Source organism: Streptomyces sp. NPDC059917 (genome assembly GCF_042730635.1).
Taxonomy (GTDB): domain Bacteria; phylum Actinomycetota; class Actinomycetes; order Streptomycetales; family Streptomycetaceae; genus Streptomyces.
In genome coordinates this window covers 43149-67507 of the sequence record NZ_JBHWLC010000013.1, presented here as the reverse complement: position 1 = coordinate 67507, position 24359 = coordinate 43149, and the positions used below count along the sequence as shown (strand labels likewise).

Annotated in this window: 25 protein-coding genes; 23 read left to right on the top strand and 2 right to left on the bottom strand. The window is 74.2% G+C overall.

Features of this window, described 5'->3' with window-relative positions:
• Position 1: 1 nt before the first annotated feature.
• From ACFWAR_RS10565 to ACFWAR_RS10505, 13 genes are all read left to right on the top strand, one after another.
• A complete protein-coding gene (locus ACFWAR_RS10565; RefSeq protein WP_385775235.1) occupies positions 2–1069 on the top strand; it encodes an AvrD family protein in 1068 nt (355 codons plus the stop codon).
• Between the two features lie 133 nt (positions 1070–1202).
• The gene (locus ACFWAR_RS10560; RefSeq protein WP_385775233.1) at positions 1203–1943 is read left to right on the top strand and encodes an AAA family ATPase; all 741 of its coding nucleotides are present in this window, start codon (positions 1203–1205) and stop codon (positions 1941–1943) included.
• Entirely contained in the window at positions 1940–3439 is a 1500-nt protein-coding gene (locus ACFWAR_RS10555) for an MFS transporter (protein ID WP_385775231.1), read from the top strand. The genes ACFWAR_RS10560 and ACFWAR_RS10555 overlap by 4 nt, the downstream gene beginning before the upstream one ends.
• A gap of 1 nt (position 3440) precedes the next feature.
• Positions 3441–3887 carry an ester cyclase gene (locus ACFWAR_RS10550; RefSeq protein ID WP_385775229.1) on the top strand — a complete coding sequence of 149 codons (447 nt, stop codon included), beginning with the start codon at positions 3441–3443 and terminating at the stop codon, positions 3885–3887.
• On the top strand, positions 3884–4783 hold the full coding sequence (locus tag ACFWAR_RS10545) for an FAD binding domain-containing protein (protein ID WP_385775227.1): 900 nt from the start codon (positions 3884–3886) through the stop codon (positions 4781–4783). The genes ACFWAR_RS10550 and ACFWAR_RS10545 overlap by 4 nt, the downstream gene beginning before the upstream one ends.
• Positions 4780–5322 (top strand): (2Fe-2S)-binding protein, encoded by a 543-nt coding sequence (locus tag ACFWAR_RS10540; RefSeq protein ID WP_385775225.1) that lies wholly within the window; start codon positions 4780–4782, stop codon positions 5320–5322. The genes ACFWAR_RS10545 and ACFWAR_RS10540 overlap by 4 nt, the downstream gene beginning before the upstream one ends.
• Complete coding sequence (locus ACFWAR_RS10535; RefSeq protein WP_385775223.1) at positions 5319–7652, top strand: xanthine dehydrogenase family protein molybdopterin-binding subunit; 2334 nt, start codon at positions 5319–5321, stop codon at positions 7650–7652. Before ACFWAR_RS10540 ends, ACFWAR_RS10535 begins: the two co-directional genes overlap by 4 nt.
• A gap of 45 nt (positions 7653–7697) precedes the next feature.
• On the top strand, positions 7698–8099 hold the full coding sequence (locus ACFWAR_RS10530) for an acyl carrier protein (RefSeq protein WP_385775221.1): 402 nt from the start codon (positions 7698–7700) through the stop codon (positions 8097–8099).
• Complete coding sequence (locus tag ACFWAR_RS10525; protein WP_354379825.1) at positions 8096–8866, top strand: 4'-phosphopantetheinyl transferase superfamily protein; 771 nt, start codon at positions 8096–8098, stop codon at positions 8864–8866. The genes ACFWAR_RS10530 and ACFWAR_RS10525 overlap by 4 nt, the downstream gene beginning before the upstream one ends.
• 270 nt (positions 8867–9136) lie before the next feature.
• A complete protein-coding gene (locus ACFWAR_RS10520; RefSeq protein WP_385775218.1) occupies positions 9137–10345 on the top strand; it encodes a transposase in 1209 nt (402 codons plus the stop codon).
• 46 nt (positions 10346–10391) lie between these two features.
• The gene (locus tag ACFWAR_RS10515; RefSeq protein WP_385775216.1) at positions 10392–11531 is read left to right on the top strand and encodes a ParB/RepB/Spo0J family partition protein; all 1140 of its coding nucleotides are present in this window, start codon (positions 10392–10394) and stop codon (positions 11529–11531) included.
• Positions 11532–11561: 30 nt separating this feature from the next.
• Positions 11562–13091 (top strand): MFS transporter, encoded by a 1530-nt coding sequence (locus ACFWAR_RS10510; protein ID WP_385775214.1) that lies wholly within the window; start codon positions 11562–11564, stop codon positions 13089–13091.
• Between the two features lie 37 nt (positions 13092–13128).
• A complete protein-coding gene (locus tag ACFWAR_RS10505; RefSeq protein ID WP_385775212.1) occupies positions 13129–14511 on the top strand; it encodes an FAD-binding oxidoreductase in 1383 nt (460 codons plus the stop codon).
• Positions 14512–14586: 75 nt separating this feature from the next.
• Here ACFWAR_RS10505 and ACFWAR_RS10500 read toward each other — a convergent pair whose 3' ends face one another.
• On the bottom strand, positions 14587–15006 hold the full coding sequence (locus ACFWAR_RS10500; protein WP_385775210.1) for a VOC family protein: 420 nt from the start codon (positions 15004–15006) through the stop codon (positions 14587–14589).
• Entirely contained in the window at positions 15003–15716 is a 714-nt protein-coding gene (locus ACFWAR_RS10495; protein WP_385775208.1) for a class I SAM-dependent methyltransferase, read from the bottom strand. The genes ACFWAR_RS10500 and ACFWAR_RS10495 overlap by 4 nt, the downstream gene beginning before the upstream one ends.
• Before the next feature lie 246 nt (positions 15717–15962).
• Here ACFWAR_RS10495 and ACFWAR_RS10490 point away from each other — a divergent pair, with 246 nt between their 5' ends.
• The 10 genes from ACFWAR_RS10490 (at position 15963) to wrbA (ending at position 24296) form a co-directional block, all read left to right on the top strand.
• Positions 15963–16787 (top strand): SDR family NAD(P)-dependent oxidoreductase, encoded by an 825-nt coding sequence (locus tag ACFWAR_RS10490; RefSeq protein ID WP_385775206.1) that lies wholly within the window; start codon positions 15963–15965, stop codon positions 16785–16787.
• Positions 16788–16844: 57 nt separating this feature from the next.
• Positions 16845–18047, top strand: a complete 1203-nt coding sequence (locus ACFWAR_RS10485; RefSeq protein ID WP_385775204.1) for an acyl-CoA dehydrogenase family protein — start codon at positions 16845–16847, stop codon at positions 18045–18047.
• A gap of 35 nt (positions 18048–18082) precedes the next feature.
• Positions 18083–18589: a PhzA/PhzB family protein gene (locus ACFWAR_RS10480; RefSeq protein WP_385775202.1), complete on the top strand. Its 507-nt coding sequence runs from the start codon at positions 18083–18085 to the stop codon at positions 18587–18589.
• A 14-nt stretch (positions 18590–18603) separates the two neighbouring features.
• Positions 18604–19227 (top strand): isochorismatase family protein, encoded by a 624-nt coding sequence (locus tag ACFWAR_RS10475; RefSeq protein WP_385775200.1) that lies wholly within the window; start codon positions 18604–18606, stop codon positions 19225–19227.
• Positions 19224–21098: an anthranilate synthase family protein gene (locus ACFWAR_RS10470; RefSeq protein ID WP_385775198.1), complete on the top strand. Its 1875-nt coding sequence runs from the start codon at positions 19224–19226 to the stop codon at positions 21096–21098. The genes ACFWAR_RS10475 and ACFWAR_RS10470 overlap by 4 nt, the downstream gene beginning before the upstream one ends.
• Positions 21095–21463 (top strand): hypothetical protein, encoded by a 369-nt coding sequence (locus ACFWAR_RS10465; protein WP_354379812.1) that lies wholly within the window; start codon positions 21095–21097, stop codon positions 21461–21463. Before ACFWAR_RS10470 ends, ACFWAR_RS10465 begins: the two co-directional genes overlap by 4 nt.
• Positions 21456–22319: a PhzF family phenazine biosynthesis protein gene (locus ACFWAR_RS10460; RefSeq protein ID WP_385775196.1), complete on the top strand. Its 864-nt coding sequence runs from the start codon at positions 21456–21458 to the stop codon at positions 22317–22319. Before ACFWAR_RS10465 ends, ACFWAR_RS10460 begins: the two co-directional genes overlap by 8 nt.
• A gap of 15 nt (positions 22320–22334) precedes the next feature.
• Positions 22335–23009: a phenazine biosynthesis FMN-dependent oxidase PhzG gene (phzG, locus tag ACFWAR_RS10455; protein WP_385775193.1), complete on the top strand. Its 675-nt coding sequence runs from the start codon at positions 22335–22337 to the stop codon at positions 23007–23009.
• Between the two features lie 76 nt (positions 23010–23085).
• The gene (locus tag ACFWAR_RS10450) at positions 23086–23607 is read left to right on the top strand and encodes a flavin reductase family protein (protein ID WP_354379809.1); all 522 of its coding nucleotides are present in this window, start codon (positions 23086–23088) and stop codon (positions 23605–23607) included.
• A gap of 89 nt (positions 23608–23696) precedes the next feature.
• A complete protein-coding gene (gene wrbA / locus ACFWAR_RS10445; protein ID WP_385775366.1) occupies positions 23697–24296 on the top strand; it encodes an NAD(P)H:quinone oxidoreductase in 600 nt (199 codons plus the stop codon).
• Positions 24297–24359 lie beyond the last annotated feature (63 nt).

Sequence of the window (24359 nt, the reverse complement as noted above, 5' to 3'; positions counted from 1 at the left end):
CGTGTCCGCCACGACCCAGACGGAAACCTCCCAGAAGCTGTTCCTGAAAGCGGTCGACGACTACCTCGGCCCCGCCGAGGGCCGGTTCTTCTCCCGCGGCTACCAGCGGGCCGACTACCTCGTCCGCGACCTCGTCTCCACCCCGGTCACCATCGAACGGCCGGGCATCCGGGCCACCGTGGACGTCAGCTACCCCGCGGACTGGTCCCGCAAGAAGAACGGCACGGACCTGCGCCCCCACCTCAGCACGGTGGACGCACTGGTCCTGGGCGTGCAGCTCGCCGAGCTGCACCTGGTCCACGCCTACGGACTGACCGGCGACGCCCGCGGCACCATGCGGCTGCGCAAGGTGGTCCTGCGGGCCGGCGGAGCGCCGCAGGAGGACCTGCTGCGGATCCCCGCCTCCTCGCGCCTGGTGCGCACCGACGACGTCCCCGGGGTTCCGGGGCGGCGGCTGTCCGTCCACGACGGCGCGGTCGGCGAGCTGCGGGTGCGCTGCGAGATCGAGCACGACGAGGGCGTGCGGGCCGAGACGGAGGCCGCCTTCCACAGCCTGGACGAGGGCCTCGGCGAGGGCGCGCGGCGCTTCTACGGCGACGGCTTCAAGCGCCGGCGCCACGTCATCCGTGACGTGGTGGTCGACATGGAGGAGCTGGGCGCCACCGCCGGGGTGCACTTCGTCCCGGGTGCCAACGAGGGCCCGGGCGGGCCCGGAGCCCTCGGCGTCGACGCGGCGACCGAACCCTCGGTCTCGCTCGTGGACGCCTTCGTGGTCAACCTCCAGCTGGTCCAGGTGCTCATGTACGAGCTGGACCAGGTGAACCGGGCCGCGAGCAACACCCTGTGGATGATGCAGACCGTGCTCACCGCGGCGGACACGGCCCTGCCGTTGCCGATCCGCGGCGACGAGGCGCAGACCGCCTCGGCACGGCTGACGGCGAAGCGGCTGCTGCCGCTGCGCGGCGGGGTGTGGCGCAGCGTGGACATCGAGGCGGGTCTCGGCGGAGTCGGCGTGCGCGCCTCGTTCGCGCACGAACTCCCGGCCGAGGCCGCGGCCTCGGCCAGCTGAGCGGCCCCGCGGGCGGCTGACCGGTCCCCTCGGCCGGTCGGCCGCCCCGGCCCCCGGGCGCGGGGGCGCCGCCGACCCGGACCCCCGCGCCCCACCCCGGCCACCGAACCGAACACCACCAAAGGAGACACCGATGCGGCTGTCCGTGTCTGGTACCTATTCCGCGGGGAAGACCTCCACGGCCACCGCCCTCGCCTCCTACACCGGTCTCGCCTTCGCCCCCGCCCGGCCCATCCGGGAGATACTGCCCGACGCCGTGCCCGGCAAGGCGCTCGCCGAGGTGACGCCCGCCGAGTACCTCCAGCTCGCCGTGCGCCGGCACGTCGGCCGGGTGCAGAACGAGGCGCGGCTCGGGGCGCGGGGCGCCGGATTCGTGTCCGACGGCTCCTCGCTCCAGGAGTGGATCTACGCGGCCGCCCGCGTCCGCTTCGGGATGGACCCCGCCGCTCCCGCCGCCACCGCCCCGGCCACCGCGGCCATGGGCTTCTTCGCCGAGGCCGTCGACCAGCTCGGCCACGCGATGCGCCAGCACGTGAAGGAGACCTACGACGGCTTCGTGCACCTGCGGGCCACCGCCGCGGCGGTCAAGCCCGGCGGGCACCGCCGGATGCACCCCGACTTCCGCGCGTTCTGCGACGACATGCTGCTGCGGGCGCTGACGGACCTCGACGTCGACTACCACGTGGTCGAGGGCACCCGCCCGGAGCGGCTGGAGAAGATCGTCGCCCTGTTCGGGCTGCCCGTCGTGCGCTCCGCCGACGAGGCGATCGAGCTGGCGGCCCGCGCCTACGAGGCCATCGACTGGCGGCTGGAGGGCGAGCGCGCGCAGAGCGCCGCCTCCCAGGTCGCCGCGGCCGCGGGAGGGGCCAAGTGAGCGCCTCGACCACCGGGACCACCTCGACCGCCGGGGCCGCACCCTACGCGCGGCGCTGGCTGATGCTGCCCGTCGTGCTGGCCGCGCTCTTCATGGCCCAGTTCGACCTCTACGTCGTCAACGTCGCCGCCCCCACCCTCCAGCGGGAGCTGGGCGCCGGACCGGTCGCCCTCGAACTCATCGTCGCCGGCTACGCCTTCACCTACGCCAGCGGCCTGATCACCGGCGGCCGGCTCGGCGACCTCTTCGGCTCCCGCGTGATGTTCCTCGGCGGGGCCCTCGCCTTCACCCTCGCCTCGCTGCTCTGCGGGATCGCCCAGAGCCCCGGCCAGCTCGTCACGGCCCGGCTGCTCCAAGGCGTGACCGGCGCGGCCATGGTGCCGCAGGTGCTCGCGCTGATCACCGGGGTGTTCAGCCCGGCCGAACGCCCGCGCGCGCTGGCCTGGTTCGGCTTCACCGTCGGCGTCGGCGCGGTCGCCGGGCAGGTGCTCGGCGGGATGCTGCTCCAGGCGGGCTCCGACGGGATCGGCTGGCGCGCGATCTTCCTGGTCAACGTGCCCGCCGGGCTGCTGACCTTCCTGCTCGCCCGCCGGCTGGTGCCGAAGCGGGCCGCCGGGGCCCGGGCGCGCGGCGGGCTCGACCCCGTCGGGGCCGTCGGGATCCCGGCCGGGCTCGCGCTGGCGCTCGTACCGATGATGCTCGGCGGGGCCAAGGGCTGGCCGCTGTGGACCTGGCTGTGCCTGGCCGCCGCCGTGCCCGTGCTGCTGGCGACCTTCGGGTGGGAGCGGGCCCTGGCCCGCCGGGGCGGGCGGCCGTTGCTCGACCTCTCGCTCTTCAAGATCCGCTCCTTCCACCGCGGTCTGGTGGTCAGCGGGGCGGTCTTCGGAGCGTTCTTCAGCTTCATGTTCGCGCTGACGCTGGTGCTCCAGTCCGGCCTCGGGCTGAGCCCGCTGGCCGCCGGATTCGCCTTCGCCCCGCTCGGACTCGCCTTCGCCGGGGCCTCCATGGCCGCGCGCCGCATCCCGCCCGCGCGGGCCGCCCGTACGGTCCTGGGCGGCACGCTGGTCGCCGCCGCCGGACTGGTCGTGCTGCTGGGCGAACTCACCTGGGCCGCCGACCGGATCAGCGCCCTGCGGCTGCTGCTGCCGATGGTCCTCATCGGCCTCGGCAACGGGCTCGCCGTGCCCGCGCTGACCGGCGCCGTGCTCACCGGAGTGGGGCCCGGCCAGGCCGGGTCCGCCGCCGGGGTGCTCACCACGGCCCAGCAGTTCGCCAGCGCCGCCGGTGTGGCCCTGCTCGGCTCCGTCTTCTTCTCGGTGCTCGGCTCCGGGGAGGGACCCAGCGCGTACGCGATCGCCCTGCGCTGGGTCGCCGGGATCGGGCTGGTCCTGGTGCTGGTCGCGGCCGCCGCGAGCCGGGCGCTGCCCCGGCCGGAGGAGGACGGGCCCGAGGGACAGGACGTCAAGGACCCGTCGAAGATTCTGGGGAAGGTGTGACATGCCGGGGACGGCCCTGAGTGTGGAGGAGCGCAAGGCCAAGGCCGCGCAGCTCTTCGAACGGATCATCACGCACGGCGAGCTCGACCTCGCCGACGACCTCTTCCACGAGGACTTCAGCTGGCCGCAGTTCGGCCTGCACGGCCCGGAGGGCGTGCGCACCTGGGTGCGGGCCTTTCGGACCTCCTTCCCCGACATGGTGGACACCGTCGTCGAGCAGTGGGCCGAGGGGGACACCGTCATCTCCCGGGTGGAGTGCACCGCCACCCAGCTCGGCGCCTTCCGCGGGCTGCCGCCCAGCGGCCGCAAGGCCACCTTCGCGGCGCTGGGCATCGACCGGTTCCGCGGGGACAAGATCATCGAGCGGTCGGCGCACTTCGACCTCGCCGACCTGATGCGCAAGTACGGCCACACGGAACTGCAAGTACCCGCGCAGGACGCGCCGTGAGGCCCGCGCCGTTCGACTACGTCCGCCCCGCCAGCGCGGCGGAGGCCGTGTGGGCGCTGGCCGCGGCCCACGAGGCCGGGCGAGACGCCCGGGTGCTCGCGGGCGGCCAGTCGCTCGTCCCGCTGCTCAACCGCCGTGCGCTGCGGCCCGACCTGATCGTCGACCTCGGCCGGGTGCCCGCGCTCACCGGCATCCAGACCGGTCGGCGCGGCATCCGCATCGGCGCCCTCACCCCGCACGCCACCGTCGAGCGCAGCACCGACCCCGAGCTGAACCGGCGGCTGCCGGTGCTCCCCGAGGCGGCCGCGCTGATCGGGCAGGTGCCGGTGCGGGTGCGCGGGACCGTCGGCGGCAGCCTCGCGCACGCCGACCCCGGCGCCGAGTGGTGCCTGCTCGCGGTGCTGCTGAGCGCCGAGCTGACCCTGCTGGGGCCGGGCGGCACGCGGGTGGTGGGCGCCGACGCCTTCCTGCGGGGGCGCCACCGCACCGCTCTGCGCCCGGGGGAGATCCTGGTCGAGGTGCGCTTCCCGGTCGCGGAACCGGCCGCGGCGCTCGTCGAGTACGCCCTCCAGCCCGGCCGGATCCCGGAAGTGGCCGCCGCCGCGGCCCTGGTCCTGGACGCCGACGGGCGGATCGGCTCCGCCCGCCTCGCCCTGGCGGGACCGCTGGAACGCCCGATGCGGATCCCGGCCGCCGAGGCCCTGCTGATCGGGGCCCGCCCCGGCCAGGAGAGCTTCGCGGTGGCCGCCGCCAAGGCCGTGCGGATCACCGGGGCCACCGGTGACCTGGGCACCCTGGCCGGCGTACTGGCCCGCCGGGCGCTCGCCGAGTCCGCCGCGCGGGCCGCCGTACTGGCCCCGCTGCGCCGCGACAGACTGGAGCTGATGCCGGTATGACCCCCTCGGCCTCGGGATCCGTCTCCGCCCCGACCCCCCTCACCCCCGCCGCCCGCGCCGTGCCCGTGGCGCTGACCGTCAACGGCGAGCGCCGCGCCCTGGACGTCGAGGCCCGGCGCAGCCTGGCCGACGTGCTGCGCCGTGACCTGCGGCTCACCGGCACCCAGGTGGGCTGCGAGACCGGGGTGTGCGGTTCCTGCACGGTGCTGCTCGACGACGAGCCGGTGCGCTCCTGCGCGGTGCTCGCCGTGCAGGCCGACGGCGGCTGCGTGGAGACCGTCGAGTCCCTCGCCGCACCCGACGGTGAACTCAGCGCGATCCAGGCCGCGTTCCGCGACAACTTCGCGGTCCAGTGCGGCTTCTGCACCCCCGGGTTCCTGATGCTCGCGACGGCGCTGCTGCGCCGCGACCCCGAACCGGACCGCGGTGCGGTGCGGGCCTGCGTCTCGGCGAACCTGTGCCGCTGCACCGGCTACCAGTCGATCGTGGACGCGGTGTCGGCCGCCGCGGGTGCGGCCCGCGCCGAGGAGACGCCGTGAGCACCGGCGGCGCCGTCGGGCGGTCCGTGCCCCGCCTGGAGGACGACCGGCTGCTGCGCGGCCGCGGCCGCTTCCACGACGCGGTGGCGCGCCCCGGCCAGCTGTGGCTGCGCGTCGTGCGCTCCCCCCTCGCGCACGCCCGGATCCTGGGCGCGGACACCGCGCGGGCCGCCGCCCTGCCCGGGGTGGTGGCCGTGCTCACCGCCGCCGACCTGCCGCCGGACCTGCGCATACCGGTGCGCCAACCGCACCCCGGGATGGACTTCACCGCCTACCTCCAGCCGCCGCTCGCCACCGGGTACGTCCGGTACGCGGGGGAGCCGGTGGCCGTCGTCCTCGCCGAGGACCCCTACGTCGCCGAGGACGCCGCCGAGCTGGTCGCCCTGGACCTGGCGGAACTGCCCCCGGCGCTGGACGCCCGTACGGCCGCGGCCGGGCCCGCGCCCGTGTCCCTGGCCGGGGCGCCCCCGGCCCGGGTCGGCACCGTCGACTTCACCTACGGGGACGTGGACGCGGCCTTCGCCGCGGCCGCCCACGTGGTCCGCGCCGACCTGCGCACCGGCCGGCACAGCGGCACCCCGCTGGAGCCGCGCGGCCTGTTCGCCGAGCTGGAGGACCCGGGCGGACCGGACGAGCGGATCGTCGTACGGGGCGCGGCGAAGATCCCGCACATCAACCGGCGGGTCCTGGCCTCCCTCCTCGGCGTCCCCGAACACCGCATCCACATGCGGGAGACGGACGCGGGCGGCAGCTTCGGCATCCGCGGCGAGTTCTATCCCGAGGACTTCCTCGTGCCCTTCCTGTGCCTGCGCACCGGGCGCCCGGTCAAGTGGTCCGAGGACCGGGCCGAGCACATGAGCGCCGCCAACCACGCGCGCGAGCAGGAGCACCGGATCGAGCTGGCCCTCGACGCGGACGGGCTGCTGCTCGGACTGCGCGACGAGGCCTGGCTGGACAACGGCGCGTACGTGCGCACCCACGGCGCGGTCGTCGCGGCGCTCACCGCGTCGATGATCTCCGGCGCCTACCGGATCCCCGCGTGCGGCTCGCGCGTGCACATCGTCACCACCAACAAGACCCCGATCGGCACCTACCGGGCGCCCGGCCGCTTCCAGCACAACTTCGTGCGCGAGCACGCCCTGGACCTGGCCGCCACCCAACTGGGCATCGATCCGGTCGAGTTGCGGCGGCGCAACCTGCTCACCGGCGCCGAACTCCCGCACCGGCGGCCGATGCAGGTCTTCGGCTCGCCCATGGTCCTGGACGGCAAGGACCACCTGGAGCACTTCGACAAGGCGCTCGCCGCGGTCGGCTACGCCCGCTGGCGCGAGGAGGCGCGGGCGGCCCGGGCCGCGGGACGGCTCGTGGGCACCGGCTGCGCGGTCATCCTGGAGAAGGCCGGGCTCGGCTACGACAGCGCGGTCGTCGACATCGGCGTGACCGGCGCGGTGCGGGTCGCGATGGGCGGCGCCAACGTCGGGCAGGGCATCGAGACCGTGATGGCGCAGATCGCCGCCGACGAACTCGGCGTGCCGCCGGCCGCGGTGCGGGTCGTGCTCTCCGACACCGACGTCCTGCCCGACGGCGGCGGCACCTTCGGCAGCCGCTCCACGGTCGTCGGCGGCGAGGCCGTGCGCCGCGCGGCGGCGGCGGTGCGCGAGAAGGCGGTCCGGGTGGCCGCGGGCCTGCTGGAGGTCCCGCCGCACTCCGTGCACCCCGTGCCCGGCGGGCTCGGCTCGAGCGACTGCGCGGCCGAGATCGGCTGGCCCGCGCTGGCCGCGGCGGCCTTCACCCCGCGGTGGATCCGCACCGGCGAGGAGGTCGGCCTGATCGGCCGGGCGACGTACGCCGCGGACGGCATGACGTACCCCTACGGCGCCCACTTCGCGCAGGCCGAGGTCGACCCGGGCACCGGCGCGGTGCGGCTGCTGCGGTACGCGATGACCTACGAGATCGGGCGCGCGGTGCACCCCGAGGCGGTGCGCGGCCAGCTCGTCGGCGGCGCCGTCCAGGGGATCGGCGGCGCGCTGTCCGAGGAGTTCCGCTACGACGCGCGCGGCCGCCCGCTGTCCCTGACCCTGGACGACTACCTGTGGCCGCGCGCCGCCGATCTCCCCGAGATCCAGGTGGAGATCTACGAGGACGCACCCGCCCCGGGCAACCCACTGGGCCTGCGCGGAGCCGGCGAGGGGGGCACCGCGGGCAGCGGGGCCGTCGTCGCGGGCGCCGTACGGGACGCCCTGGGACTGCCCGGCGACGTCGGCGCCCTCCCGCTGCACCCCGCGCGGGTGCGCTCCCTGATGTCCCACCCCCTGATGTCCCACCCCTGATGTCCCCGCACCACCCACCCCGCACCACGACTCGAAGGAGGAGCTGTGACAGCGAACCAAGCGGTTCTCGACTGGCTCAATACCGAACCCGACTGGGACGCACCGGGCGAGGTCCCGGGCGCCCCGGTCTCCGACGGCCCTGTCTCCGTGGACGTGACCGCACCCTCGGCGGCCACGCTCGCGGCAGCGACGGCGGCCGAGCGGATGGAACTGGTCACCGACTACGTGCGCCGGGAGGTCGCCCGTTCCGTGGGCGTCACCCCGGCCGCGCTGGACACCGAGCGGACGCTGGTCAGCGTGGGCATCGGCTCGATGCTGGGGCTGGAGCTCCAGTACCGGCTGAAGTCCTCGCTCGGCGTCGCGCCCGAACTGACGGAGCTGCTCATGGCCAAGGACACGCACGCGCTGGCGGCCATGGTCGTCGCGCTGCTCGGGTCCGGCGGATGACCGCGAAGCTGGCGCCGCCGGCCGGCGCTGATGTCTGGTTGCTGCGGCAGCCGAAGCCGGACGACATCACCGGCGTGCTGGAGATGACCGAACTGGACGAGAACGAACTCCAGCGGGCCCGCGCCTGTCGCCGCCAGTCCGGCGGCTACCTGTACGCGGCGGCGCACATCGCGCTGCGCCGGGTACTCGCCACGTACGTGGGAGAGCCGGCCGGGTCGCTGGAGTTCGGCCGCGGTCCCTGCCCGTGCTGCGACAAGCAGCACGGGCGGCCGATCCTCCTGCGACCCGCCTCCGACCTGCACTTCTCGCTGTCGCACAGCAGCGGGATCGTGCTGATCGGGGTGGCTTCCGTACCGATCGGCGTCGACGTCGAGAAGGTACCGACGGCCGAGACGGCCCGGGTGTGCACCGCCGCGTTGCACGCGGACGAGCGCGCCGAGCTGGCCGAGGTCCCGGAATGCGCGGGCACCTCCGCCTTCGGGCGGCTGTGGACCCGCAAGGAGGCCTACCTCAAGGGGCTGGGCACCGGCCTCGGCCGGGACCTGTCCCTGGACTACCTGGGGTGGGAGACCGATCGGCACCCGAAGGGCTGGTCCGTGGTCGACGTACCGGCGGGCCCCCGCCACACGGCGGCGGCCGCGATCGGCTACGACGGCGCCCCGGCGGGCCCGGTGACCCTGCGCTGGCTCCCGATGGAGAGCCTGTTCAGCGGTACCCGGGCCAACCTGGCGAACCGCGACTCGGTCCTCGCGGAGCTGGCCGCCTGAGCCCGCCCCGCCTGCGGGCCGCGCACACGCGTCCCCCGACCGGGAAGCCGTCCCGGCCGGGGGATCCGTGCGCCCGGCCCGTCCCAGGAGCCCCGCCCCCTCGTGCTCGGGGGGCGGGGCTCCTGCTCGTGGGGCCGCTCCCGGGGGCGCGCGGAGGTGACAAAGTCGTTGCGGGGGTGCCGGGGGGTCGCAAAACATAGAGAACACTCGCTATTCTTTATTTCGCTGGCCAACCGACCCGACCCGCCTCGCCGGAGGGAGCTGCCCGCCATGCCGACCGCCGACTTACTCGCCCGGCGTCTCTTCCACTGCCTGCCCCGCACCGATCAGCGCCGTTGGGCCGGTGCCTACCTGTCCGGGCTGCTGGGTACGCCCGGAAAGAAGTCCGTGCGGAACATGGCACGGTCCACCGCCGCGCTCGGAGCCGCCTCGCAGTCGCTGCACCAGGTCGTCAACGCCAGTACCTGGGACTGGAATCCGGTCCGTCGGGAGCTGGCCGCCTGGTGCGGGGAGCAGGCCGGGGTGCGGGCGCTGCGCATGGTGCCCGTGGTCATTCCCAAGCGCGGGCAGTGCTCCGCCGGAGTGCACCGCCGCTTCGACCCCGCGGGCGGCCGCACCCTGAGCTGCCAGCTCGCGCTCGGGCTCTTCCTCGTCACCGACCACGGCAGCGTTCCGGTCGACTGGCGGCTGGTGCTGCCCGGCCGCTGGAGCGAGGACGACGAGCTGTGCGAGCGGGCCCGGATACCGGCCGCCGCCCGCACCTCCCCGGCCGCCCCCGCCGCCCACCCCGGGCTCGGCCTCGACCAGGCCGCCGAGGCCGCCGCCGCGCACGCGGCCGCCGCCGGCGTGCCCGTCGTCGCCGAGGCCGCCACCGAGGCGCCCCTCGACGCGGTGCGGCTCATCGCCGGCCTCGCCGGACGCAGCCTGGGCTTCGCCGTCTCCGTACCGCTCGGCACGCCCGTCCTGTGCGGTCCGCCCGGCGACCGCGCGCCCCACACCACCACCGTCGCCCGGCTTGCCGCCCGCCTCGGCCCCGCCTCCTCCCCGCTCGCGGGCGGGCGGCTGCGCCGGGCGCCCGCGCTCATCCGCGTCCCCGGGGTGGCCCGACCGCTGGCGCTGCTCACCGAATGGGACCCGGCCACCCCGGAACGGCCGGTGAAGCACTGGATCGCCGACCCCGACGGCCGCACCCTGGCCGCCACCCGGTTCTCCCTGTCGGCCGCCGCCTCGCTGTCGCTGGCCACCTCGATGGACGTGCTGGAGGAGTGCGGACTGCTCGACTTCGAGGGGCGCTCCTTCCCCGGGTGGCACCGGCACATGACCCTCGTCTCGGCCGCCGCCGCCCACCGCCTGCTGGGCGGACCGCAGCGCGCGGCCGCCCGCCCCGTGCGGACCCCCGCCCCCGAGCCCGCCCCCACCCGCGTGCCCACCCGCGTCGCCGCCCAAGTCCGCACCCGGGCCCACGCGTTCAGCGGCTGACCGTGCTCCGCGCCCCGTGCCCGAGGATGCCACCCAAGGAGTCGAAATGACCGTCGATACGGCGGCAGCCCCCGTCCGCGCGATCAAGCTGCCCGCCCTCACCACCCTGCCCGTCGTCACGGCGCTGCCCGTCGTCACCGCGCTGCGCCCGATCACGCTGCCCGCCCCGGCCTCGGCCCTGATGACCGGCTGCGTGCCCGTGCACGCGCTGCTGGACGCCGAGTCCCCGCGGCTGGCCGGGGTGGACCAGGACCACGTACGGCTGCTCGCGGGCCTGGAGACGGAGCTGCCGCCGATCGTCGTCCACCGCTCCACCCTGCGGGTGATAGACGGCATGCACCGGCTCCACGCGGCCCGGCTGCGCGGCCGCGAGTCCATCGCCGTCCGCTGGTTCGACGGCACCCGCCCCGAGGCCTTCCTGCTGGCCGTCGAGGCGAACAACCGGCACGGGCTGCCGCTGACCCTCTCCGACCGCCGCGAGTCCGCCCGCCGCATCCTGCGCGCCTGGCCCGAATGGTCGGACCGGGCGGTCGCCGCCAAGGTCGGGCTGTCCGGCAAGACGGTCGGCGTGCTGCGCCGCACCGCCGCCGAGAACGGCGAGGCCGCGGCCCCCGGGGAGCTGCCCGCCGCCCGGGTCGGCTGCGACGGCCGGGCCCGCCCGCTCAACGCCACCGAGGGCCGGCTGCGGGCCATGGACTACCTCGCGGTCCGCCCCGAGGCCTCCTTGCGCGAGATCGCCCGCTCCGCCGGGATATCGGTGGAGACCGCCCGGGACGTGCGCGACCGGCTCGGCCGCGGCGAGGGCCCCCTGCCCGGCAGCGGCGCGGGGGCGCGTACGGGCGCCGCGGGAGCGCGCGGCCCCGGCGGACGTACGGGCGTACGGGCCCCCGCGCCGGACGGCGAGGGCGCCGCCCGCCGCCCCGACCGCGCCGCCCTCGACCTCCCCCTCGTCCTGGACTCCCTCAAACGCGACCCCACGCTCAAGTACAGCGACGAGGGCCGCGCGATGATCCGCTGGCTGGAGGCCCGGATGATCCGCGAGGGCGAGAGCGGAGTGGTGCTGCGCGCCCCCGACCACCAGGCCCCCAAGATCGCCGCCATGGCCCGCGCCTGCGCCGCGCATTGGGCCGAGATAGCCGCGGAACTGGAACACCGCGGCGCGAGGTCGGCCACCGAAGAGAACTGAACAACCGCTGAGAGAAGATGAGTTGACACGATGACTACCACCGCGAACACCACCGCCGCGACGAACGCGAAGAATCCGTGGGCCGCGCTGGCGGCCCTCTGTGTCGGCTTCTTCCTGATCATGATGGACACGACGATCGTGACCGTCGCGATCCCCGGCATCATGAGCGGCCTGGACGCCGACCTGAACCAGATCACCTGGGTGCACAGCGTCTACCTGCTCACCTACGCCGTGCCCCTGCTCGTCGCCGGACGGCTCGGCGACCGCTTCGGCCGCAAGCCCGTCTTCCTCACCGGCATGGCCGTCTTCACCGCCGCCTCCCTCTGGTGCGGGCTCTCCACCAGCGCGGACATGCTGATGGCCGCCCGCGCCGTACAGGGCGTCGGGGCCGCGCTGATGGCCCCGCAGACCATGGCCTTCGTGACCACGCTCTTCCCGCCCAACCGGCGCGGCGCGGCCCTCGGCATCTGGGGCGCCGTCGCGGGCCTGGCCACCACGGTGGGCCCGCTGCTCGGCGGATTCCTCGTCGGCTCCGCGGGCTGGCAGTGGATCTTCCTGGTCAACGTGCCGATCGGCCTCGCCGGGCTCGCCATGACCGCCAGGCTCGTCCCCGGCGGGCAGCCCCGCAACCACCGCCGCTTCGACCTGCTCGGCACCCTGCTCTCCGGACTCGGCCTGTTCGCCCTCGTGTTCGGCCTCCAGAACGGCCAGCACTACGACTGGGGCACCGTCGCCGGACCGGTCACCGTGCCGATGGTCATCGCCGCCGGCGTGGCGCTGCTCGTCGTCTTCGTGCTCTGGCAGCGCTTCAACCCGCGCGAGCCGCTGATGCCGCTCTCCCTCTTCCGGCGCCGCCACTTCTCCACCGCCGCCTTCGCCGCGGCCGCCATCGGCTTCGCCGTCACCGGCCTCTACCTGCCGCTCACCCTCTACATGCAGGCGGTCATGGAACTCTCCCCGCAGCAGGCCGGGCTGCTCATGGTGCCCGTCGCCGTCTCCAGCGGGCTGGCCGGACCACTGGCCGGCACCCTCTCCGACCGGGTCCCCGGCAAATGGGTGGTCCTCGCCGGATTCCTGGTCTTCGCGGCGGGGCTGGGCATGATCGTGCTGGCGATGCGCCCCGAGGGCGGGGTCTGGCAGCTCGCCGGCGCGCTCTTCTTCGCCGGGATCGGTACGGGCGCCGCCTTCGCGCCCATGGCCAATGTGGCCACCGGCTCGCTGCCCGTCACGGAGATCGGTGCGGGGGCCGGGATGTACAACTCGATCCGCCAGGTCGGCTGCGTCATCGGCGCCGCCGCCGTCGGCGTGCTGATGCAGGCGCAGCTGTCCTCCCGCCTCGCCACCGAGACCCTCGCCGAGAACGCCACCGCCGCCGAACGCCACGCGTTCCACGAGGGGTTGGCGCAGGCGTCGGGAACGACCCTGCTGCTCCCCGTGGTAGTCCTGCTCGTGGGAGCGCTCGCCTGCCTGCTCATGCCGTCCGGAAAGTCCGCGCACGCGAACGAACCCGCCGCGAAGCCGCTGGACGCCCCGAATTCCGACCTCCAAAAGGTCGGCTGAACCACCGCAACGCGTGCCATCGAAAGGAATAGTCCTGATGTCCCATGACAACACCCCGATCGACTTCACCTCCCTTACGGATTCGGTGACCGGACCGGTATTCACCCCCGGGCAGGAGGGCTACGAGGAGGAACTCACCGGATTCCAGACCGGATACCGGCACGACCCCGCAGCCGTGCTCGGCGCGGCCGACGCCGAGGACGTCCGCCTCGCGGTCGCCTTCGCCGCCGAGCACGGGATCGCCGTCTCCGTCCAGGCCACCGGGCACGGCGTCACCGTCCTGGACCGCGGCGGCCTCGTCATCAGCACCCGGCGCCTGACGGAGGTCACCGTCGACCCCGCGGCGCGCACCGCCCGCATCGGGGCCGGCGCCCGCTGGGAGCAGGTCGTCGAGCGGACGGCCCCGCACGGGCTGGCCCCGCTCAGCGGTTCCGCCGGGCACGTCGGCGTGGTCGGGTACACCCTCGCGGGCGGACTCGGGCTGCTGGCACGCGAGTTCGGCTACGCCGCCGACCTGGTCGAGGCCGTCGAGGTGGTCACCGCCGACGGGCGGGCCCGCCGGGTCACCGCCGACAGCGACCCCGACCTCTTCTGGGCGCTGCGCGGGGGCCGGGACAACTTCGGCATCGTCACCGCCCTGGAGATCTCGCTGCTGCCGGTCGCCACGGTCTACGGCGGCGGCATGTACTTCGACGCCGCGCGGGCCGACCTGGTCCTGGAGCAGTTCCGGAGCTGGACCGCGACCGCCCCCGAGAGCGTCACCGCCTCCCTCGGCATGATCGAGTACCCGCCGATCCCGGTGTTCCCCGAGCCGCTGCGCGGCCGCCACGTCGTGCACGTCCGCTTCGCCACCACCGACCTGGCCGCGGGCCCCGAACTGGTCGCCCCCTGGCGCGCGTTCGGCGCCGAGATCATCCACGAGCACCTCGGTGAGCTGGCCTACCCCGAGGTCGGCTCGATCTATGCCGAGCCGACCTTCTCGCACGCCTACGACGGCAACAGCGTCCTGCTGAGCGAGCTGACCCCCGAGGTCCTGGAGGCCGTGCGCACCCTGGCCGGGCCCGGATCGCCGGTGGACTGCATCGTCGACCTGCGCCACATGGGCGGGGCCCTGGCGCGCCAGCCCGCCGTGCCCAACGCGGTGCCCTTCCGCGAGGCCGCCTACATCCTGCGCGTCCTGTCCGGCTCGGACGAGGCGCCGCTGGCGGAGATCCGCGCCGCGCACGCGGCCCTGGACGAGGCCGTCGCGCCCTGGACCCTGGGCCGCTCGCTGAACTTCGTCTACGGCGAGCGCACCGCCGACGCCTACGCGGGCGAGCTGTACGACCCGGCCACCCGGGCCCGGCTGGCCAAGCTCAAGGCCGTCTACGACCCGGCCAACCTCTTCCGCACCAACTTGAACATCGAGCCCGCCGCGTAGCGCGCGCCCGGCGCAGCGACAGCGCCCCGGGACCGGATCGATCCGGTCCCGGGGCGCTGTCGCGCGTGCGCGGGGTCAGGCGGCGGGGGAGCCGAGGCCCACGCGGTTGCCCGCGGGGTCGCGCACGTACGCCACGCGCTCGCCCCACGGGGTGTTCTCCGGCTCCTGGACCACCGGGGCGCCGGCGGCCCGCAGGGCGTCCACGGTGACGTCGACGGCCTCCACGAAGACGAACAGGTCCACCCCGCCCGCCGGCAGGTCGACGGCCTTGTCGTCCCGGCTCACCGCCAGCTCCGCGTCGTCACGGCGCAGGGCGACGAAGTCCGGTTCGCCCTGCGCCGGGTGGCGGTGCCCGGCCCGGAAGCCGAGCCGCTCGTAGAAGGCGGCGGTGGCCCCCACCCGGCGGGCGCGCAGCACGGGGAAGGCGCGCCGCACCACGGCGGGGGCGGCGGGGCGGGCGGGGGTGATGGGGAGCGAGGAGTGCGCCCCGCTCACGCCGCGGACCCGTCGGCGCCGCGGTCGGCGTACAGCTTCCACACCGGCAGCCGGGTGCGGCCCTTCTCGTCCAGCTCGGGGCGCCGGCCGGTGCGCTCGAAGAACTTCTCCATGCCGACCGCGACGCCCGCGTACTCCGACAGCTCCAGCAGGGTGATGGTCCAGCCCGCCGCCGTCAGCGTCGCGCGCAGCTCCTCCTCCGACACCGACAGCGGCGCGGGCATGCCACCGGGCACGTCGGCGAAGCACAGCACGCTCAGCCGCGCCCCGGGGCGGGTGACCCGGTGCAGGGCGGCCGCGTACAGGGGGCGGGCGGGCGCCGGCAGGGTGTGGAAGAGGGCGCTGTCCAGGACGGAGTCGAAGCGGCCCTCGTAGCCGGTCAGCGCGGTCGCGTCGGCGACGGCGAACTCGATGTCGAGGTCGCCGGCCCGGGCGCGGGCCTGCTCGATGGCGGCGGAGGCGGCGTCGACGGCGGTGACCTTGTAGCCGCGGCCGGCCAGGAAGACGGCGTTGTCGCCGGGGCCGCAGCCCACGTCGAGGACCTCGCCGCCGAAACGGCCCAGGCGCTCCAGCTCGACCACGTCGGGCTGGGCCTCGCCGATGTCCCACGGGACGACCTTGATGGCGGCCCCTTCGAGCAGTTCGCCGCCCGTGTAGACGGCGTTGAAGTCGGCGGCGGCGTAGTCGTAAGTCTGTTCCGTGGCGCTCACGCGAATCTCCTTGCGGTGAATTCGATCTCGGGGATCCGTAGGTGCGGGATTCACGGCAGTATCACCCGCCAACTCCCGTGTCCGAAACGGTGGTTGCCGTCCGAGTGGGGTGTCTGCGGATGTCCGTCCGCGTCCGTCCGAGGAAATTCCGCACTTGGACGGGGTGTCCGAATTCCTTTCATGGACAGGCCGCGGCGCGTCGGGATGAATGGAGCACAAGCCTCACCGACGGGTTAAGGAGCCGCAGTGACTTCCGCAGTGACAGGAAAGGTCTGGTTCATCACCGGGACGTCCCGGGGCTTCGGCCGGGTCTGGGCCGAGGCCGCCCTCGAACGGGGCGACAAGGTCGCCGCCACCGCCCGCGACCTCGCCTCCCTCGACCCCCTCGTCGAGGCGTACGGCGAGGCGGTCCTGCCCCTGCGGCTCGACATCCGCGACCGGGACGCGGCCTTCGCGGCCGTCGCCGCCGCCCACGCCCACTTCGGCCGGATCGACGTGGTCGTGAACAACGCGGGCTACGGACTCTTCGGCGCGGTCGAGGACATCACCGAGGAGCAGGCCCGCGAGCAGCTCGACACCAACCTCTTCGGCACGCTGTGGGTGACCCAGGCCGTCCTGCCGGTCCTGCGGGCCCAGGGCAGCGGCCACATCCTCCAGATGTCCAGCATCGCCGGACTCGCCTCCTGGCCGATGCTCGGCCTCTACCACGCCTCCAAGTGGGCGATCGAGGGCCTGAGCGACTCCCTCGCCCAGGAGGTGGGCCGCTTCGGCATCCACGTCACCCTGGTCGAGCCGGGCCCGTACAAGACCGACTGGCGCGGGAGTTCGGCCGTCTGGGCCGAGCCCTCCGAGGCGTACGCCGACTTCGCCAAGGCCCCTTCGGCGGGCTCCGCCCCCGGCGACCCGGCCGCCACGGCCGGCCCCGTCCTGGAGCTGGTCGACCACCCGGACCCGCCGCTGCGCGTCCTGCTCGGCGCGACCGTGCTGGACACGATCACCACCGCCTACGAGGAGCGCCTCTCCGGGTGGAAGCAGTGGGACGCCCTCGCCCGCGCCGCCCAGGGCAACTGAGCCCCCCCATACGACACAGCCCGACACCGAGCCAGAACCCTCGAAGGGAAGAAGACCGTGCAGAGTGAAGCCGTGAACGGCGTGGCCCCGGGCCGCGAGGAGCTGGTGGCCCGGGCGGCCGCACTGCGCGCGGGCCTGTGGGAGGACGCACCGCAGAGCGACGCCGCGCGGCGGCTGACCGGGCGCAGCATCGACGCGGTCACCGACGCGGGCCTGATGCGGCTCATGACCCCGCAGCGCCTGGGCGGCTACGAGGCCGACATCCGCACCCTGCTGGAGGTCGCCACCGAGGTGGGCCGCGGCTGCGGCTCCACCGCCTGGATCACCGGCGTGCTGAACGCGGGCAACTTCGTCGCCTCCCTCTTCCCCCGCCAGGTCCAGGACGAGGTGTGGAGCCTGAACCCGGACGCCCGCACCGCCCTCGTGCTCGGGATGCCCGCCCGCGGGATCGAGAGCGCCGACGGCGGGGTGCTGGTCACCGGCGAGTGGGCCTACGTCTCCGGTTCGCTGCACGCCGACTGGGTGGGCGTACTGATCGCCGTACCGGTCCCCGGGTCCGACCCGGTCGTCCACTTCGCGCTGATGCGGGCCGACGAGGTCGAGATCAAGGACACCTGGCACTTCGCCGGGATGCGCGGCACCGGCAGCAACACCGTCGTCGCCTCCGGGGTCTTCGTGCCCGAGCGCCGCCTGCTGCCCTACCTGCCGCTGCTCAACGGCGAGACCGACGGGCTGGTCGACCCCGCCCACCGCTACCGCAACAGCCTGGTCGGGCTCTTCTCCATCGGCCTGCTCGGCTCGCTCCTCGGCGGGGCCACCGCCGCCTTCGACTTCGTCCGCGAGTCGGCCCCCAAGCGGCCCGCCGCCGGGTCCCGCTACCCGAACCAGGCCGAGTCGCCCTCGCTCCAGCTGGACCTGGCCGAAGCCGCCACGAAGATCGAGACGGCGAAGCTGCTGGCCGCCAAGGTCGCCGACGCGGCCGACGCGGCGGCGTACGCGGGGGAGTTCGCGGACGTCCTGGTCCGGGCCGCCGCCCGGCAGTACTCCACGCAGGTCGCCCAGCTCTGTCGGGAGGCCGTGGACGTGCTGATGACGGCGTACGGCTCCTCCGCCTTCAACGAGGCCAACCCGCTCCAGCGGATCTGGCGCGACGTGAACGTCGGCAGCCGCCACGCGGGCTTCGGCATGGGCATCCCGCAGCAGCTCTACGGCCGGGCCCTGGTCGGCCGCGACCCGCGCGAGATCAGCCTGCTGGTCTGACCGCCGCCGCCCTCCTCCCACCGGAAAGGAACACCGTGTCTTTCGAGCAGACGGCAGACGAGCAGACGACGGACGAGCGGACGACGGACGAGCAGGCGGTCCGCGAGCACAACCGGAGCATCGTCGAGCAGTACATGAACACCCGCGGCGAGGACCGCCTGCGCCGCCACCTCCTCTTCACCGAGGACGGCGTCGGCGGCCTGTGGACCAACGAGACCGGCAACCCGATCACCATCACCGGCCGCGACCGGCTCGGCGAGCACGCGGTGTGGTCCCTGCGCTGCTTCCCCGACTGGGCCTGGACGGACGTCGAGATCTTCTCCACCCAGGACCCGAACCGCTTCTGGGTCGAATGCCGGGGCGAAGGAAAGATCGTCTACCCCGGATATCCCGTCGGTCACTACACCAATCACTTCATCCACTCCTTCCTCTTCGAGGACGGAAAGATCAAGCAGCAGCGCGAGTTCATGAACCCCTGCCAGCAGTTCCGCGCCCTCGGGATCGACGTCCCGCAGGTACGGCGCGAAGGAATCCCCACGTAGTAAGGAGATGCCCGATGCCCGGCCTGCCCCCCGTCGAGTCCTATCCGCTGCCCACCGCCGCGGAACTGCCCGCCAACACCGTTTCCTGGACCCCTGACCCCGGCCGGGCCGTGCTGCTCGTCCACGACATGCAGCGCTACTTCCTGGCCGCCCTGCCCGACCCGCTGCGCGCCGACCTCGTGCACAACGCCTCGCAGCTCCGCAAGCGCGCCGCCGCCCTGGACGTCCCCGTCGCCTACACGGCGCAGCCCGGCCGGATGTCCGACGAACAGCGCGGCCTGCTCAAGGACTTCTGGGGTCCGGGCATGCGGACCGGGGACGCGGACCGCGAGGTGGTCGCCGAGCTGGCGCCCGACACCGAGGACTGGGTCTTCACCAAGTGGCGCTACAGCGCCTTCTTCCGCTCCGGCCTGCTGGAGCGGATGCGCGCCGCGGGCCGCGACCAGCTGATCCTGTGCGGGGTCTACGCCCACATCGGGGTGCTCGCCACCGCCATGGACGCCTTCAGCAACGACATCCAGCCCTTCCTCGTCGCCGACGCCGTCGCCGACTTCTCCGCCCTCGAACACGCCCGCGCACTGGAGTACGTCGCCCAGCGCTGCGGCCGGGTCATATCCGCCGGGGAGGTCTTCGCGTGAACAGAGACCTGCTCGCCCGGATCCTGGCCGGAGACGTCCGCGACTTCGCCCTGCTGCACCGGCCCGAGCTCGCCCCCGACGCCGTCGAGGTGCTCGCCGGCGCCGTGCACACCCCGGCCGCGCTGGCCGACGTACCGCTGGACGCCGACCAGGTGCTCGTGGTCGTGCCCTACCGCCAGCTCGCCGAGCGCGGGTTCGCCGCGCCCGACGACGGCGCCCCGCTGCTCGCGATGACCGTCACCGAACGCCAGACGGTCCCGCTCGCCGCGCTGCCCGACCGGATCGCCGACCAGCCGGTGCGCCTGACCGGCGGCGGCTTCGACGTCGACGACGACCAGTACGCGCAGACCGTGCGGCGGATCATCGCCGACGAGATCGGCACCGGCGCCGGCTCCAACTTCGTCATCAAGCGCAGCTACACCGCGCGCATCGAGGACCACGCCCCGCGGCGCACCGCGCCCGCCCTCTTCCGCCGGCTGCTCGAACGCGAACAGGGCGCCTACTGGACCTTCGCCATCCACACCGGCGGCCGGACCTTCGTCGGCGCCACCCCCGAACGGCACGTCTCCCTCGCCGGCGGCACCGCCGTCATGAACCCCATCAGCGGCACCTACCGCTACCCGCCCACCGGGCCCACCCTCGACGGGGTCACCCGCTTCCTCGCCGACCGCAAGGAAGCCGACGAGCTGTACATGGTCGTCGACGAGGAACTGAAGATGATGGCCCGGATCTGCGCCGACGGCGGCCGGGTCACCGGGCCCCACCTCAAGGAGATGGCCCGCCTCGCGCACACCGAGTACTTCATCGAGGGCACCACGGAGCGCGACGTGCGGGAGATCCTGCACGAGACGATGTTCGCGCCGACCGTCACCGGCAGCCCCCTGGAGAGCGCGGCCCGGGTGATCCGGCGCCACGAGCCCGAGGGCCGCGGCTACTACGGCGGCATCGCCGCCCTCATCGGCCGCGACCCCGCGGGCGGGCGCACCCTGGACTCCGCGATCCTGATCCGCACCGCCGACATCGACGCGGACGGCCGGATGCGGATCGGCGTCGGCGCCACACTGGTGCGCCACTCCGACCCCGAGTCGGAGGTCGCCGAGACCCGCGCCAAGGCCGCCGGACTGCTCAGCGCCCTGGAATCCGGCACCTCCGTGCGCTTCGCCGCGCACCCCGAGGTGCGGGCGGCGCTGGCGGCCCGCAACACCGGGATCGCCTCCTTCTGGTTGCGCGGCTGCGCCGAGCGCGGCGACCGCGGGGCGTGGGAGCCGCGACTGGCCGGGCTGCGCGCGCTGGTCGTCGACGCGGAGGACACCTTCACCGCGATGATCGGCCAGCAGCTCGCCTCGCTCGGCCTGGAGGTGACCGTCCGCCGCTTCGACCAGCCCTACGACGCGGCCGCCCACGACCTGGTCGTCCTCGGCCCGGGCCCCGGCGACCCGCGCGACGGCGCCGACCCGCGGATCGTGCACCTGAACGCGCTCGCCGGACAACTCCTGGAGCAGGGGCGCCCGTTCATCGCGGTCTGCCTCAGCCACCAGGTGCTCAGCCTGCGCCTCGGCCTCCCCCTGGTCCGCCGCGCCACCCCCAACCAGGGCGTGCAGCGGCAGATCGACCTCTTCGGCACGACGGAGCGGGTCGGCTTCTACAACACGTACGCCGCCCAGAGCACCGAGGACGAGATCGACGCGGGTGACCTCGGCATCGTCGAGGTCAGCCGCGACCCGCACACCCGCGAGGTGCACGCCCTGCGCGGAGCGCGCTTCGCCTCCATGCAGTTCCACGCCGAATCGGTGCTCACCGTCGACGGCCCCCGGATCCTCGGGCAGGCCCTGCTGCGGTCCCTGGGGTCGCTGGAGGTGGCGGCCCGATGAGGGTGGACATCGCCTGGTGGGAGCTGGCCGGGACCGGCGCGAGCATCGACTCGCTGCGCGAGCACCTGCGCGAGGAGGCCGTGGACGCCTGGGTCGACGTGCCCGGGCTGGTCCTCAAGCTCTGGGTCGCCGACCGGCCCGGCAACCGGTGGGGGGCCGTGATGCTCTGGACCGAGCGTCCCCCCACCGACACCCTGCCCGCCAACCGGGCCGCCGAGCTGATCGGCGGCCCGCCCACGCACCGCTCGCGGTTCGAGGTCGAAGCCGCGGTGGAGGGCGTACACCCCCTCGTCACCCTCCACGGGCTCGGCGCCGCTTTCGCCGACGCCACCTCACTCAGTCAGGGAGCGCTTCCCCATGCATGACTACATGGTCGTGGATGCCTTCGCGCGCAACCCGCTCGAAGGCAACCCCGTGGCCGTCTTCTTCGGCAGCGAGGACCTCACCTCGGACCGGATGCAGGCCATCGCCCGGGAGATGAACCTCTCCGAGGTCACCTTCGTCCTGCCGCCCGAGGCCGACGAGGCCGACGCCCGGATCCGGATCTTCACCCCGGTCAACGAACTGCCCTTCGCGGGACACCCGATGCTCGGCACCGCCGTCGCGCTGGGCCTGTCCCGCAAGGCGCTCGGGGTCGGCCGCAAGGAGGAGAGGCTGCGGCTGGAGACCGGCATGGGAGTGATCCCCTTCGACGTCGGCATGGACAACGGGGACGGCTCGGTCATCGTCCAGATGCGCCAGCCGCACCCGAGCTGGGAAGCGTACGAGTACGCCGAGGAGCTGCTGGAAGCCCTCGGGATCGACAAGTCCATCGCCCCGGTGGAGATCTACCACAACGGCCCGCGGCACGTGTTCGTCGGCCTGGAGAGCATCGAGGCGCTGTCCGCCGTCCAGCCCGACCACCGGGCGCTGTCCCGCTTCCCCGACATGGCGGCGAACTGCTTCGCCGGCGCGGGGGAGGAGTGGCGCACCCGGATGTTCTCCCCGGCCTACGGGGTGGTGGAGGACGCGGCGACCGGTTCGGCCGCGGGCCCGCTGGCCATCCACCTGGCCCGGCACGGGCTGGCCCCGTACGGACAGCGCATCAAGATCACGCAGGGGGTCGAGATGGGCCGTCCGTCACGGATGTGCGCCACCGCGCACGGCATGGCGGACCGGGTCAACGGCGTGCGGGTGGGCGGCTACGGCACGGTCATCGCCCGCGGAACCATCTACGTCTAGGGAGCAGCAGCGGCCATGAGCACTTCGACGAGCCCCGCCGTCCGGGCGGGCCTGGACACCAGCAAGTACGAGTCCCTGACCGGCGCCACCGACCTGCCCTTCCCCGAGTACGACGCCCCGCCCGCCGAACCCCTCGCCCTGGCCCGCCAGTGGATCGCCGAAGCCGTCCGGCGCGGGGTCCGCGAACCCCGCTCGCTGGCCCTGGCCACCGCCACCCGGATGGGCCACGCCTCCAACCGGATCGTCACCATCGCCCGGGAGACCGAGCGCGGCTTCGTCTTCACCACCCACAGCACCAGCCGCAAGGGCCGCGAACTCGCCGACAACTGCTGGGCGTCCGGCGTCCTGTACTGGCGCGAGACCGGCCAGCAGCTCATCCTCTCCGGCCCGGTCACCGCCCTGTCGGCGGCCGAATCGGACGAGCTGTGGGCGGCCCGCCCCACCCCGCTGCACTCGATGACCACCGTCTCCCACCAGAGCGACCCGGCCGCCGACCTGGACGCCCTGCGCGAGCGGGCCTGGGAACTGGCCGAGGGCGGGGGGCCGCTGCCCCGCCCCGACCGGTTCACCGGCTACCTGCTGGAGCCCGCCGAGGTCGAGTTCTGGAACGCCGCCTCCGACCGGCTGCACCGCCGGCTCTCCTACACCCGCCTCGGCTGCGACTGGCACACCAGCCGCCTCCAGCCCTGACCGGCCCCGCACCGACCCGCACCGACCCGAAGAGACCCGACCCGAAGAGACCCGACCGGAAAGGAAGGACCGTGCGATGGAGCGCTCCCAGCTCACCGGCACGATGGCCCGCGTACCCGGCCCGGTGACGGTGGTGACCACGATCGACGGCGACGGCGAACGCTGGGGCTTCACCGCCAGCTCGTTCAGCTCCGTCTCCCTCGACCCGCCGCTCGTCTCGGTCTGTCTGGACAAGGGCGCCAGCACGCACGCCGCCTTCGCCACCGCGCGGCACTTCCTGATCAACGTCCTCACCGAGGAACAGCACGCGGTCGCCCGCCGCTTCGCCACCTCCGGCATCGACCGCTTCGCCGCCGGGGACATGGAGACCTGCGAGCTCGGCCTGCCCGGCCTGCAGACGGCCGGCGTCCGCGTCGCCTGCTCCATGCACTCGGCCGTCGACGCGGGGGACCACACCATCCTCCTCGGCTGCGTCGAGGAGACGTACACGAGCGACCGCACCCCGCTCGTCTACTACAACCGCGCCTTCGCCCGGCCCACGCCCAACGCGTCCCGGGCCGAGCAGGACTTCAGCGCCTGCCACATCGCCGACTGGTGAACCTTCGAGCCGAGGAGACGTACGCCGTGACCACCGCAGCGCCCACCACCGCACCCGCCGCCGCGCCCACCGACCAGGGCCGCCTCGCCGTGAACGTCGCCGTCATCTACTACTCGGCCACCGGACACGTCACCGAGATCGCCCGGGAGATCGCCGAGACCGCCGAGAAGGCGGGCGCCGAGGTCCGCCTGCGCAAGGTCGCCGAACTCGCCCAGCAGTCCGCGATCGACGCCAACCCGGTCTGGGCCCGGCACGCCGCCGAGACCGCGACCGTCCCGGTGGCCACCCCCGACGACCTGCTGTGGGCCGACGCGGTCCTCTTCGGCTCGCCCACCCGCTTCGGCAACGTCTCCGCCCAGCTCAAGCAGTTCCTCGACTCCCTCGGCCCGGCCTGGAGCAAGGGCCTGCTCGCCGACAAGGTCTACGGCGGCTTCACCTCCACCGCCAGCCCGCACGGCGGCCAGGAGTCCACCCTGCTGGCCCTGACCGCCTCCTTCCACCACTTCGGCGGCATCGTCGTCGCCCCCGGCTACACGCACCCCGACAAGTTCACCGACGGCAACCCCTACGGCACGGCCCACTGGTCCGGCGGCAAGGGATCCCGGCCCGTGGACGACACCACCCGCAACGCCGCCCGCGCCCAGGCCGAACGCGTCGTCCGCTTCGCCCGCGCCGTCAAGCACGCCTGACCGACCGCACCACCCGCCCCGTCCCACCCGCCCAGTCCGTCCGCACCCCGGAGCCCGGAGCCC

Coding starts and splice junctions, on each gene's coding strand:
- ACFWAR_RS10560 (WP_385775233.1), top strand. CDS start 1,203: ATGCGGCTGTCCGTGTCTGGTACCTATTCCGCGGGGAAGACCTCCACG.
- ACFWAR_RS10550 (WP_385775229.1), top strand. CDS start 3,441: ATGCCGGGGACGGCCCTGAGTGTGGAGGAGCGCAAGGCCAAGGCCGCG.
- ACFWAR_RS10540 (WP_385775225.1), top strand. CDS start 4,780: ATGACCCCCTCGGCCTCGGGATCCGTCTCCGCCCCGACCCCCCTCACC.
- ACFWAR_RS10525 (WP_354379825.1), top strand. CDS start 8,096: ATGACCGCGAAGCTGGCGCCGCCGGCCGGCGCTGATGTCTGGTTGCTG.
- ACFWAR_RS10520 (WP_385775218.1), top strand. CDS start 9,137: ATGCCGACCGCCGACTTACTCGCCCGGCGTCTCTTCCACTGCCTGCCC.
- ACFWAR_RS10515 (WP_385775216.1), top strand. CDS start 10,392: ATGACCGTCGATACGGCGGCAGCCCCCGTCCGCGCGATCAAGCTGCCC.
- ACFWAR_RS10510 (WP_385775214.1), top strand. CDS start 11,562: ATGACTACCACCGCGAACACCACCGCCGCGACGAACGCGAAGAATCCG.
- ACFWAR_RS10505 (WP_385775212.1), top strand. CDS start 13,129: ATGTCCCATGACAACACCCCGATCGACTTCACCTCCCTTACGGATTCG.
- ACFWAR_RS10475 (WP_385775200.1), top strand. CDS start 18,604: ATGCCCGGCCTGCCCCCCGTCGAGTCCTATCCGCTGCCCACCGCCGCG.
- ACFWAR_RS10465 (WP_354379812.1), top strand. CDS start 21,095: ATGAGGGTGGACATCGCCTGGTGGGAGCTGGCCGGGACCGGCGCGAGC.
- ACFWAR_RS10460 (WP_385775196.1), top strand. CDS start 21,456: ATGCATGACTACATGGTCGTGGATGCCTTCGCGCGCAACCCGCTCGAA.
- phzG (WP_385775193.1), top strand. CDS start 22,335: ATGAGCACTTCGACGAGCCCCGCCGTCCGGGCGGGCCTGGACACCAGC.
- ACFWAR_RS10450 (WP_354379809.1), top strand. CDS start 23,086: ATGGAGCGCTCCCAGCTCACCGGCACGATGGCCCGCGTACCCGGCCCG.